8 protein-coding genes are annotated in these 12,726 nt (G+C 46.9%); 5 read left to right on the top strand and 3 right to left on the bottom strand.

Translation table 11 applies throughout. The features are described from left to right. Positions 1-221: 221 nt before the first annotated feature. The 3 genes from hetR to QUA01_RS02095 all read right to left on the bottom strand — a co-directional run bounded on the left by hetR (position 222) and on the right by QUA01_RS02095 (position 3,950). A complete protein-coding gene (gene hetR / locus QUA01_RS02085; RefSeq protein ID WP_333089819.1) occupies positions 222-1,127 on the bottom strand; it encodes a heterocyst differentiation master regulator HetR in 906 nt (301 codons plus the stop codon). Positions 1,128-1,741: 614 nt separating this feature from the next. Beyond that, positions 1,742-1,969 carry a heterocyst-inhibiting protein PatX gene (gene patX / locus QUA01_RS02090; protein WP_194011834.1) on the bottom strand — a complete coding sequence of 76 codons (228 nt, stop codon included), beginning with the start codon at positions 1,967-1,969 and terminating at the stop codon, positions 1,742-1,744. A gap of 94 nt (positions 1,970-2,063) precedes the next feature. Further along, positions 2,064-3,950, bottom strand: coding sequence for an FAD-dependent oxidoreductase (locus QUA01_RS02095; RefSeq protein WP_333089553.1), 1,887 nt, complete (start codon positions 3,948-3,950; stop codon positions 2,064-2,066). A 290-nt stretch (positions 3,951-4,240) separates the two neighbouring features. Between QUA01_RS02095 and cysC the strand changes: the two genes are divergently transcribed. The 5 genes from cysC to QUA01_RS02120 all read left to right on the top strand — a co-directional run bounded on the left by cysC (position 4,241) and on the right by QUA01_RS02120 (position 12,526). Further along, complete coding sequence (gene cysC / locus QUA01_RS02100) at positions 4,241-4,765, top strand: adenylyl-sulfate kinase (RefSeq protein ID WP_333089551.1); 525 nt, start codon at positions 4,241-4,243, stop codon at positions 4,763-4,765. A gap of 43 nt (positions 4,766-4,808) precedes the next feature. Continuing rightward, complete coding sequence (locus tag QUA01_RS02105; RefSeq protein ID WP_442921543.1) at positions 4,809-6,527, top strand: SLBB domain-containing protein; 1,719 nt, start codon at positions 4,809-4,811, stop codon at positions 6,525-6,527. 142 nt (positions 6,528-6,669) lie between these two features. Further along, a complete protein-coding gene (locus tag QUA01_RS02110) occupies positions 6,670-8,997 on the top strand; it encodes a GumC family protein (RefSeq protein ID WP_333089547.1) in 2,328 nt (775 codons plus the stop codon). 382 nt (positions 8,998-9,379) lie between these two features. Further along, positions 9,380-10,747 carry an NAD-dependent succinate-semialdehyde dehydrogenase gene (locus QUA01_RS02115; RefSeq protein WP_194067972.1) on the top strand — a complete coding sequence of 456 codons (1,368 nt, stop codon included), beginning with the start codon at positions 9,380-9,382 and terminating at the stop codon, positions 10,745-10,747. A gap of 138 nt (positions 10,748-10,885) precedes the next feature. Next, the gene (locus QUA01_RS02120; RefSeq protein WP_194067973.1) at positions 10,886-12,526 is read left to right on the top strand and encodes an acetolactate synthase large subunit; all 1,641 of its coding nucleotides are present in this window, start codon (positions 10,886-10,888) and stop codon (positions 12,524-12,526) included. The last annotated feature ends 200 nt before the right edge of the window (positions 12,527-12,726 follow it).

The raw sequence follows: 12,726 nt of genomic DNA on the forward strand, positions 1-12,726 counted from the left end.
CGACTAATAACTAATGACTAATCACTGAATTGTTGACTGTTGACTGTTGACTGTTAACTGCTAACTGTTGACTGTTGACTGTTGACTGTTAATTACTAACAACTGCCAACTGCCAACTACCAACTACCAACTGCCAACTACCAACTACCAACTACCAACTGCCAACTGCCAACTACCAACTAACAACTGCCAACTACCAACTACCAACTGCTTTCCTGACATTAAGCGTCGTCGTCTTGCGGCCCAAAAACCATTTGTACAACCATCGTTGGTTCGCCTCGCTTGTGATAGCGATCGGCCCAATTGCGAATAATTTCATCTAATTCTTCAACAGCTTGATCCAGCCGTTCCGGTGGGATATCCAAAGTCTCCATAACTCGCATCACGTTCGGTTGCTTTTCCGCCCAATCTTTCATCAGCCGGAAATATCTAGCCGTATCCTCCACCATCGTAAACGTGCGCTCTTCCTGCTCTGCGGGAGAGTAGGTAGCACGGGTGAGAGCATAAAACGGCATTCCCCAAGGAGAATCTATGCGAGTAACTGTTCCCGAATAGATCAAGCGGCGCTTGATGTGTTCTGCTAGAGCTTCGCTCAAAGGCATTCGCCTTTCTGGGTGCATCTCTTCTTGCGATCGCCTGTGCAGAAACTCGATCAACTCCATAAACTGAAAAGAATTGATCAGTTGAGCATCAGGCGGATTAGCAGGAACCTTGCCTTCGAGATATTTTTTTTCATCAGCATTCAAACTATTTCCCGGAATGCGGGGGCGGCCCGGCAACCAAGCATACTGTTCCAGCCAGACATAGGGAAACTGAATCAAATATCTAGGTTCTTGGGAACCCAACATTTTCAGCAATTTTCCCTTAGTCAGAGCTTCCTGAACTTCTTCGACAATCACCTTCACCCGTTTAGGCTCAATGTGATGCAAGTGTCCGGTCATCCGCAGGTTATCCTGCTCCATATAAGTCATATAAATGGCACACTTAGCCGCCGTTGCGGCCGCGTCTAGAAACGCCCCGTGCCTGTGCCCGCTGGTTCTCATGGCGCTAAACGCCAGATATAGCATGATCTGATCCATTGCACTAGGGCTGAGGCTTTTGACCAGATCTAAAGAGTCATTTTTCATCACAATCCCCGAAATAGCCAAACTAGGAGGCATCTTGCGATCCTCCATTAAATTATTGCGAGAGCGCCGAATCTAGCATAGCCGACTGTCGCCGGAAAGCTTGGCAGGTATCCTAATATTCAGGCCTATTAATTTCCCTGAGTTCACTGGGGCATTGGCTTAAATGCGACCGACACCAAATAAGTGGTTCTTATTGGCGAATTTAAGTAGATTGCTCTACCCTCTGCACTCAGGGTTTACCTATATTTAAGTTAGTTATCGCACGTTAATTATAATACAGCCGTTGAAAATTCAACCGCACCTGGGGGCGGCAAACGTAAATAAGTATTGCGATCGCAGGAATTTGAAGTGGCTCCGACAACGGGCGAGGGTCTGATGGGGCAGAGGAAAGCGTTTTCAAAACAAAACCGCCAAATACTAGAATCTATCTCTAGCTAGATGGCGGTTGCAGATTTATATGCTAACATATATCGCACACAAAGAATCTCCTAAGAAGTGTCAACAAAAAGTGCAGTTACCGTTTAACCTGAAAAATTAGAATTTCAGAAAATCAGATCCATCGAACCAACGGCCCGAACCAACTCAGTTGTGGCACTCGCTGAGATAGATTAATATTAGAAATCTTGTAGCGCATGAGTAACATTAGGCTCGATAAAGCTTCTGCGTCCGCTGCCTCTCTCTGGGCCACGCTCGCCCTTTTGTTGAGTTTGCGCTGACAACATATAATATTGGGCGGTAGCAGTTTCGAGCATTGGGGCGGGAGATTCAAAAGCTCGAGCGGCGCTGGCACTCAAGGTAATGCCCAACAGGCTCAGTAAAGCAATTGCAGTGTAGGTTTGCATGGGTAGTATCCGTGTCAGTGTCTATTACCTGATACGGACTTGGCCCGATCGATCAGGATAGATTTCTGCCAATTTCGGAACTTTGCAAAAAACCTTACTCTTGTAATGCTACAGATGTCAGCCGCAGCCAACCACCGGCTTTATTGGGCCAGCCCCACACTACGATCGGCTGTTCGGTTTCGCAATTGTCTAAAAAGCTGTCAGTTTCCCAGTCCAAAGTCACGAGTTGCCAAGTTTGACAGGCTAAGGATGCGGGACTTGTCAGGGTTAGCGTCCAGTCTTGCGAGCCTTTTCGGCGGAAAATGCCCGAAAATTCGTTGTGGGTATTTGCTGTCTGACTGCTGGGGTTTGGGCAGAAACTAAGTTCAGATGTCAAGGTTCTGGGTTCAAATACAGAAGTTTCGTTGAGAAACCGGGTTTGTCGCGATATTCGATCTGAGGAAGGACATTCGCCGCTGGCGGGATATGCTTGAGGTCGATCGAGATAATAGCGCTGGCGATCGAGCCAATCCGATCGATCCGGTGTCAAATTAAATAAAGGAACAACCGCCGCCCTCGCCTCGGAATCTTGCAGCAAAGCTTCCTGCAAAACCCTCACCGACAAATCGCGCGGCCCACATCCAGCTTCCACGCACAAAGCCGCCGCCATCCCCGCCGCCTGTCCGATATTCATCACCACCGGCTGCAAGCGAGTTGCACCGTTGGCGATGTGAGAGACAGAAATATTTTTTTCGCAAACCAGCAATCCGTCTGCACTCGCAGGAATTAACGCGCTGTAAGGAATTGTAAAAGTTGTGCCAGTCCAGCGGCCGCCCCAGCGGATAGATTTTGGCTGCAAGGGAATGTCGCCGCAGGGATAGTGATGATCGTTGGCGTAGTTGCCGATCGCAATTGTCTCGCAAATTCCCTGAGAATTTATCGGCAATTTCGCGACTCTTCCACCAACAATGGGCAAAATATCTTGTTCTGTTACTGTACAGAGTCCCCGCAAACGGCGGCTTTCTCGGTAGTAAGGATGCAGCGCGAAAGCAGAGGAAAGCAGGGGAGAATTTGGTGAATTTTCGGGCTGGGAAATCGGGAAAATATTCTGTGCTAAACCGTAGCGGCGGCCGAGTTGAGTTTGAATGAAGCGGGCGAAACTTTGACTGTGCCAGAGACTTTCTTGGTAGAATGCTTGTCGAGATGCTGTTGATTCAATTAGTCGATCGACCCCTTCACCATAATCATTACCGCGAATCGGCCAATTAATCATCAACAATCCCCCCGGTAGCCTGCCGTAGTTGAGAAATTGTTCGGGAGTGTAACCGTCCCAAGCACCGAAAAATCGATCGGGATTGTCCACCGGAGGCGCGGGAATTTCTGGTGCCGCAGCGCCTTCCCCAAAATCCTGCATGACAACCACCCGAGTCGGAGCTTGCACCGAATACCGTTGTGTGAGATCGTTAGGGGCGATCGGCGCGCTGGGTTCTCCCCACTCGGCTTGAAATTCCCAACCCCAGCGGTGCCCGACTTCCGCTAAAGCCAATAAATCTCCTAATTCCGTTGCATCCAAAGTGACTTTTGCCAAAACAGTAACATCTGCAAACCGAACGCCAGAAATTCTGTTACCTTCGCAAATCACATCGCGAGCTATTTGTCCAGAAATCCAGTGCAAGTTCGGCAAACACTTAACCCAATCAGCAAAAATTTCCGCACCGACGCGGGGATCGTAAGTAAAAAAACTGACCCAGCCCCAATCCAAACCTCCCGGCTGTCGCTGCTGAAGTTCCCGGAGAAATGCACCCCACAAACCAGTTTGAAAAGCTGCTAATTCGTTACCATCCGGCGCACAAACGCCAGCGGAAGTCAGCATTCCTCCCAGCCAAGGGAATTCGCTGACTAAAATAGTTTTGGCACCGCGGCGGGCTGCTTGCAAGGCTGCGGCAGTGCCGCCGGTGCCGCCACCGACGACTAAAACATCTGCTTTTAAGAGAGAAGACATGAAGATTTTAGATTTTAGTTACGCATGGGGCCAGAAACCGGGTTTTTTGCGAAAAGACGGCTCGCAGCCGACAGGCGATCGTAAAAATTGTACAACGGATTTTAAGACTACCTATTTTTCCTCCCTTTCCTTCCCCCTTCCTCTGCGTCCTCTGCGTCCTCTGCGGTTAATAAAAATCTGAAAATTAGAGCGCATCTCAAATCAAAAACAATCAGAAAATGGGAACCAAAAGATTAAAATAATAAATCCCACTATTTCCTCACTATTCACTACTAACCAAGCAATTAAAAATGGAAAAAGGTTTTATTTTGTGGTTCACCGGCCTGAGCGGTTCCGGTAAGACAACTATCAGCGAAGCTCTCGAACCAGAATTGAAGCGTCGAGGCTGCAAAGTGGAAATCTTGGATGGAGATGTCGTGCGTACCAACTTGTCAAAAGGTTTGGGATTTAGCCAAGAAGACCGGGATACTAATATTCGGCGGATTGGATTTGTCGCTCACCTGCTGAGCCGCAATGGAGTTGCCGCAATGACCGCAGCTATTAGCCCCTACAGAGCAATTCGCGACGAAATTAGAGCGATGGAGCCAAATTTTGTTGAGGTGTATGTCAAAGCGCCCTTAGCAGTGTGCGAAGGTCGCGATGTCAAGGGGCTGTACGCTAAGGCGAGAGCCGGAGAAATTAAGGGTTTTACCGGCATTGACGATCCCTATGAAGAACCGCTCAATCCTGAGATTATTTGCTACACAGAGCAAGAAAGTGTAGAAGAGAGTGTTAAAAAAGTTCTGAACAAGTTAGAACAGTTAGGTTACATTTGATGTTGGCGGGGTAGGAAGAGGATAGGGGCAAAAAGCGATGGTGGTGAAAAGTTCTTCGCGCGGCGTGCAACTTGATAAAAAACCTGACCCTCGGGCTTTCTTGGCTTTGACGGAAATGGTTCGATTGTTCGCTTCTGTTTCGAGGAAAGGAACCCGGAGAGATGTTTCCAGCAAAAGCTGCAAGCTGGGTTATTTGACAAGTAATGCCGTCAAAAATTTGATTGTCCAAAGTTTAACAGTTTCAGTGCTGGGGGCTGTGGGTTCGTCTCCGGCGGCTGCTCAGTTTTTGCCTCCTCCTCCTCCTCCTCCTGCTTCGGGCGAGCCGATATCCGTACCCGCAGCGCCGGGATTTCCTGGATTTCCGGAAAGTGCGCCTACAAGTTTTCGATCAGAAGTTTACACTTTGGGCGCGGGCGATCGCATTCAAATCGACATCTTCAACGTCCCGGAATACAGCGGCCCCAACGGTCAACACCAAATACAGGCCGACGGTTCCCTGAGTTTGCCCTTAATTGGCAGCCTGGAAGTGGCAGGAATGACCTTAGAACAAGCTTCTAATGCTGTCAAGGAGCTATACGGCAAATATCTCAAACGTCCTTGGATTACGCTTAAACTGCTGGCGGCGCGTCCTTTGCAAATTGCGATCGCCGGTGAAATCAACCGCCCCGGAGCCTATACAATATCCTCAGCAGCAGGCCCCGGAGGCACCTCAGAACAAATTGGCATTCAAATGCCCACGATATCGCGGGCTCTGCGAATGGCGGGAGGAATTACCCAATCAGCAGACGTGCGGCAAATCAAAATCCGTCGCCCCCAGCGCAACGCACCGGAACAAATTATTAGTGTGGATTTGTGGGACTTATTGCAAAACGGCAATTTGCGCGCCGATTTGACTTTGCGCGACGGCGACACGATATTTATTCCCACTGTAACTAGCCTCAACCGTCAAGAAGCACCCACTTTAGCAGTAGCTAACATTACCGGACAAAGCACTCAACCAATTAATATTGCTGTGGTGGGCGAAGTAACTCGCCCCGGTACTTATACTCTGGCAAAAGAGGTTCAAAGTAAAGTACAAGAGAATGAAATAGGTGCAAATTCTGGTTTGTTTGCTGCCAGCGAAACTCCCGCCGGCGGGGAAACTCTCGTACAGCAAACTGTAACTAAAGCGATTAAAATGGCCGGCGGCATTACACCGGTAGCCGATATCAGACAAATACAAGTTCGCCGCCTGACTCGCGCGGGTACGGAACAAATTATTAATGTAAATTTGTGGCAACTTTTAGAAGGGGGAGATGTATCTCAAGACTTAGCGCTACAACAGGGAGATACGGTAATTGTTCCCAAAGCCGATAATCTTGATGCAGTCGAAGGTGAACAAGTGGCTAGTTCTACTTTTTCACCGGATACAATTAAGGTGAGCATTGTGGGAGAAGTCGTGAAAGCCGGATCGTTTGCGATGATGCCCAACACTTCTTTAAATCAAGCGCTTGTAGCAGCCGGAGGTTTTAATAAATCGCGCGCCGAAATGGATTCTGTAGATTTAATTCGCATGAATTCTAACGGTACTGTTTCCCAGCTAAGTGTTAAGGTGAATTTTTCTGCAACAGCCAATGAGGAAACTAATCCCAAACTGCAAAATAATGATGTAATTATGGTAAGGCGATCGGGCCGTGCTACCTTCTCGGATAATGTAGGCGGAACTCTCGCTCCTTTGAGCCCGCTGTTGGGAATATTTCGGTTGTTCAATATTTTTCGGTGATTTGAATAGACTAGTGCTAGGCCTTCAAAAACCAGGTTTCTAGAAAAAATTTCAGTTGGGTAACTAGATATCTAGTCAGAAACCGGATTAATGAAACGACTCCAGCCTTACAGACGTTTAAACTAATAAGTTGTAAAATCAAATGAAACCAGGTAAAAAGTCTCAAATAACACAGTTTAATAACAATAGACAACTTTTGGATCGACAAAAAATATCAACAGCAGTTTATCAAGACAATCAATTTTTAGACAGGGAAAACACACAGGAAGAAGAGTTAAGTTTTTGGGAGATTTGTCGCAGCCGTTCCTTCTTAGTCATCGGCGTAGCAGTGGCAGTGACAACGGGGGTTTTTGCCTGGACTCTGAATCAAAAAAGCGAGTACGAAGGGCGGTTTCAATTATTAGTAGAACCCGCTGTTACGCAAAACACTTTAGCAAAAGTCTACTCCGGCGAGCTGAAACTGCAACCGGCGACTCCCGGCACGCCAGAAAATCCGGTTTTTGACTACGAATCGCAAATTCAAGTTTTGCAAAGCCCGCAAGTGATGTCGCCAATTATTAAACAATTGCAGGCTAAATATCCCGAAATAAATTACAGCTACCTTTTGAACCAAAAAGCAGATAATTTACCGTTTTCTGGACAAACCAGGCTGTCAGTCAATCGGTTCAAAAATACCAAAATTATCGAAGTTAGATATCGAGATTACGACCCGAAAAAAATTAATTTTGTTTTGGAAAAAGTGGCTGTTGGTTTCCGCAACTACAGCGTGCAAGATACCAAATCACAAATTAACCAGAGTCTAGATTTTGTGAAATCGCAACTTCCGAACCAAAAAAAGCGCCAACAACTTCTGCAAACCGAAATTCAAAAATTGCGGCAGCAATACAATTTCATTGATCCGCAAATTCAGAGCCAACAACTAGCGCAACAAATTAGTCAAATTCAAGCGCAACGATTAGACGCGCAAACACAGTTCAACCAGCAGAGATTGCTCTATGCTAACCTGCAAAATCAGCTCGGATTGAACCAGAAACAAGCGCTGATGGCTTCGGCTTTGAGTCAAGCTCCCCGCTATCAAGCAATGCTGACTCAATTACAGCAATTGGAAGGGCAAATTGCCATTAATTCGGCTACATATACAGACCAAACTCCGCAAATTCAATTGTTGCGAGAACAGCGCAATAATTTGATTCCTTTGTTGCAGAAAGAAGCCCAACAAGTTTTGGGAACTGATTTGGCTAAGGTGAATTCGCAGGTGCTGGCTTTTCAAGATCCGGTGCGGATTAAGTTGATCGAGCAGTTTATCGGTACTGCTAATTTGATTCAGGTGCTGGGGGTGCGAAATGTGGTTTTGGAACAAGCTGCTAAGGAGTTGAATCAATATTCTCAAGGATTTCCGGTGATTTTGCGCCGCTATTCGGATTTGCAGCGGGAGGCGGAGTTGACTAATAATACGCTGAATAGTTTGCTGGCGAAACAGCAAGCTTTGCAGCTAGAAGCTGTCGGTCAAAAAGAGGTGGCTTGGGAGGTGATTGCGAAGCCGGAAATTCCGCGCTATAGAAATGGCGAGTTGATGGCTGTTGCTCCGATTATGCCTTTGAATTTGGCTTTGGGGGGATTGGCTGGTTTGGTGTTCGGTATGCTGATGGCGCAGTTGGCGGAACGGTTTAATAATAAAACGGTGTTCCAGACTCCCGAGGATGTCAAACATTCGATTCACCTACCTTTGTTGGGGATAATTCCTGCTAGCGATAAAATTTTGAGACTGCCGCCTGCTGAGAAGACTTCGGTGGATGTGGAAATTTCGCCGATGCCGACGGATGCTTTTCAAGAGGCTTTTCGATCGCTCAATGCTAATATTCGGTTGCTAAACGTTGATACTCCGATCAATTCTTGTGTAATTTCGTCTTGTCAAGTAGCTGATGGCAAGTCTACTGTGGCAGTAAATCTGGCACGGGCGGCGGCTGCAATGGGCCAGCAAGTGCTGTTGGTGGATGCGGATTTACGGCGGCCGCAGGTGCACGAAATGCTCGGTTTGCCGAACTGGCAAGGCTTGCACAACGTGATTGCTGAGGATTTGGATGTGGAAGATGCGATCGTGCGATCGCCCAGGGATGAAAACCTATTTGTGTTAACATCCGGGCCAGTACCTCCAGATCCCACCAAGGTGCTTTCTTCGCGAAAAATGCAGCATTTAATGGCAGCTTTGGCAAGTCATTTTGACTTAGTTATTTACGATACTGCGCCGCTTTTGGGTTTGGCAGATGCAAATTTGTTGGCCGGTCAAACTAACGGATTGATGCTGGTAGTTGGGCTGCATCAAACTGAGCGGGAGGCACTGTTGTTAGCTTTTGAGGATTTGAAAATGGCAGGAATTCCGCTGTTGGGAATGGTGGCTAATAACGATAAGGGCAGCAGGTATTACTATCAGTCTTACGTGCAGAATTACATTGAGGAGAAGTCTGTTTAACCCAGATGTTGTACCATTCTCAACAAGCCTTTTATGGACGGGATCTCCTGCCCATCCCACAAGAGATGAATTTTCTTGTGGAACGGGCTCTGCGGCCCGTTCTTGACAATGGTGCAAGATGTCTGTTTGACAGGTGCAGTCGGTTTCAAACAGGTTGACGGCGAACATAAACTTTAATAACAAAATTTCTTAAGATTTGCGATTGCTCCCCTGCCGTATAATTGAAAATTGAGACATTTAAACAAATATCGGGAGTTGCAAGTTAGGAAGACCTAAAAGTATGGCTGGCAAATTTCAATTTTGTAATACATCTATACAACAACTCCCAGTTAGCTTGCAAACTATAAGGGAGTTTTGTGTTTTTTGAAAAGGAGATGAAACAATGACTATTGCTACTATCAATCCAGCAACGGGAGAAACGCTCTCAACTTTTGAGGAGATAACGGATGAGGCAATTGAAGCTAAGCTGGAATTAGCACAGCAAGCTTTTAACAATTACCGCGACTTGCAGTTTGAGCAGCGAGCAAGTTGGCTGCAAAAAGCTGCGGATATCTTGGAGCGCGATCGCGAAATTTACGCCGAAATGATGACGCTGGAAATGGGCAAAACGTTCAAATCGGCGATCGGCGAAATAGAAAAATGCGCCTTAGTTTGCCGCTACTACGCCAAAAATGCAGCTCAATTTATGGCAGACGTACCGGCAACCACCGACGCTAGCAGTAGCTTTGTCCGCTACCAACCGCTGGGCGTTATTTTAGCCGTCATGCCCTGGAATTTCCCATTTTGGCAAGTTTTTCGGTTTGCCGCACCGGCGCTGATGGCGGGCAATGTCGGCTTGCTCAAACACGCTTCCAACGTGCCGCAGTGCGCCTTGAAAATCGAAGAAATTTTCGCGGAAGCTGGCTTTCCCGAAGGAGTTTTTCAAACTTTGTTAGTGGGAGCCGACAAAGTAGCTAAGATAGTTGCGGACGATCGCATCAAAGCAGCAACTCTCACCGGTAGCGAACCCGCTGGGGAAAGTTTGGCAGCAAATGCCGGCAAAAATCTCAAAAAAGTAGTGTTGGAATTGGGAGGAAGCGACCCATTTATTGTAATGTCCAGCGCCGATTTAGAATTAGCTTTATCAACAGCAGTCACATCGCGGATGCTGAATAACGGCCAATCTTGCATCGCCGCCAAACGCTTTATTTTAGCAGAAGAAATCGCCGACGAATTCATCAAAGGATTTATCGAAAAATTCGAGCAATTAAAAGTAGGCGATCCGATGTTGCCCGAAACCGATATCGGCCCTTTAGCTACCCCAGCAATCCTCAAAGAATTGGACAGTCAAGTGCAAACCTGTATCAAATCGGGGGCCAAACTTCTCACTGGCGGCCGCCCGCTGTCAGAGAAGGCGGGCAATTTTTACTTACCAACTATCCTGTCAGATATTCCTGCGGATGCTGCGGCGCGTCAAGAAGAGTTTTTCGGCCCGGTAGCCTTAGTATTCCGGGTTGCAGGCATCGATGAGGCGATCGCCCTAGCTAACAGCACATCCTTTGGCTTGGGTGCCGCAGCTTGGACTACAGTAAGAACAGAGAGCGATCGGTTTATTTCGGAACTAGAAGCCGGCGCAGTATTCATTAACGGCTTAGTCAAATCCGACCCCAGACTGCCCTTTGGCGGCATCAAACGCTCCGGTTACGGACGCGAATTGAGCATCCAAGGAATTCACGAATTTGTCAACATCAAAACAGTGTGGGTAAAATAAACAAAATTTGACAAATTTTTCGTCAAAACATCAATTAATCTGCGTCAATCCGCATTCATTAGCGGTTAAAATTAATCTAGTATTTTGACGAAAGATTTGTCAAAAATACCGCCTCCATTTAAATAGGAAAAAGCCGAAATGAACACAGCTCAACTACTTGTCAAATGTTTAGAGAACGAAGGCGTAGAATACGTATTCGGACTTCCCGGAGAAGAAAATTTAGAAGTTTTAGAAGCCCTAAGAACCTCTTCAATTAAATTTATTACTACTCGCCACGAACAAGGCGCAGCCTTCATGGCCGACGTTTACGGCCGCCTCACAGGCAAAGCCGGCGTTTGCTTGTCCACCTTGGGCCCCGGCGCAACTAACTTAATGACAGGAGTTGCTGATGCCAACTTAGACGGCGCTCCTCTAATAGCAATTACCGGACAAGTCGGTACAGACAGAATGCACATAGAATCGCACCAATACTTAGATTTGGTGGCTATGTTTGCGCCTGTTACTAAGTGGAACGCTCAGATTGTCCGTCCCAGCACTACCTCAGAAATCGTCCGCAAAGCTTTTAAAGTTGCTCAAAGCGAAAAGCCCGGAGCCGTTCATATTGACTTGCCAGAAAACATCGCCGCAATGCCTGTGGAAGGAAAGCCGCTCACCAAAGACAACCGCGAAAAAACTTTTGGCGCTTACAAAAGCCTGAATAAAGCAGCCATAGCAATTTCTAAGGCAAAAAGTCCTTTGCTGTTAGTAGGAAACGGCGCAGTCCGCGCTAACGCCAGCGATACTTTGACAGAATTTGCTACTCGATTAAATATTCCAGTAGCTAATACTTTTATGGGCAAAGGCGTAATTCCTTACACTCATCCTTTGGCACTTTGGACGACGGGATTGCAAAAGCGAGATTACATTAGCTGTGCTTTTGAAGAAACGGATTTAGTGATTGCTGTTGGCTACGATTTAATTGAATATTCCCCGAAAAAGTGGAATCCTGACGGGAAAATTCCGATTATTCACATTGGAGCTTTGCCTGCAGAAGTTGATAGCAGTTATATTCCTATTGTAGAAGTTGTGGGGGATATTTCTGATTCCCTCAATGAAATTTTGCAGCGCGCGGATCGCATGGAAAAAGTAGACCCTTTTGCGAAGCAATTGCGGGCGGATATTCGCGCTGGGTACGAACAATATGCAGCAGACGACGGTTTCCCGATCAAGCCGCAAAAAATCATTTACGATTTGCGGCAAGTCATGGGCCCGGAAGATATTGTCATATCTGATGTGGGAGCTCACAAAATGTGGATCGCGCGGCACTATCATTGCGATCGCCCTAATACCTGTTTAATTTCCAACGGATTTGCGGCAATGGGAATTGCGATTCCCGGCGCGGTGGCTGCAAAACTCGTTTATCCCGATCGCAAAGTAGTAGCAGCCACCGGCGACGGCGGTTTTATGATGAACTGTCAAGAGTTAGAAACTGCGTTGCGCGTCGGTACTAATTTTGTGACTCTCATCTTTAATGACGGCGGCTACGGGTTAATTGAATGGAAGCAAGAAGATCAGTTTGGCCATTCAGATTTCATCAAATTTGGCAATCCCGACTTTGTAAAATTTGCCGAAAGTATGGGTTTAAAAGGTTATCGCGTGGAAGCTGCTAGCGATTTGATTCCTATCCTGAAGGAAGCGCTTGCTCAAGATGTTCCCTGCGTGATTGACTGTCCGGTAGACTACCGAGAAAATGCCCGTTTCAGTCAATTATCTGGGGATATGAGTTGCAATATAACATAAATTAGATCGGGCGGGTTCGCGATTATTCATACTTTAGATAGGTGAGTATTCGTCAACCCCTCTCAAAAAGCTGAGATACAGGTTCAATAGGGTTTACTGAAGTGATAAGTTGTAGGGTGCGTCGCTGGTTTAATCCGGCGTTGTGGGGCGAGAGTTGTGATTGGCGATGCACCCTAGGTTGACTTGAATTTGAGATATTG

The sequence above is a fragment of the Microcoleus sp. S36a_B3 genome (assembly GCF_036700745.1).
Taxonomy (GTDB): Bacteria; Cyanobacteriota; Cyanobacteriia; order Cyanobacteriales; family Microcoleaceae; genus Microcoleus.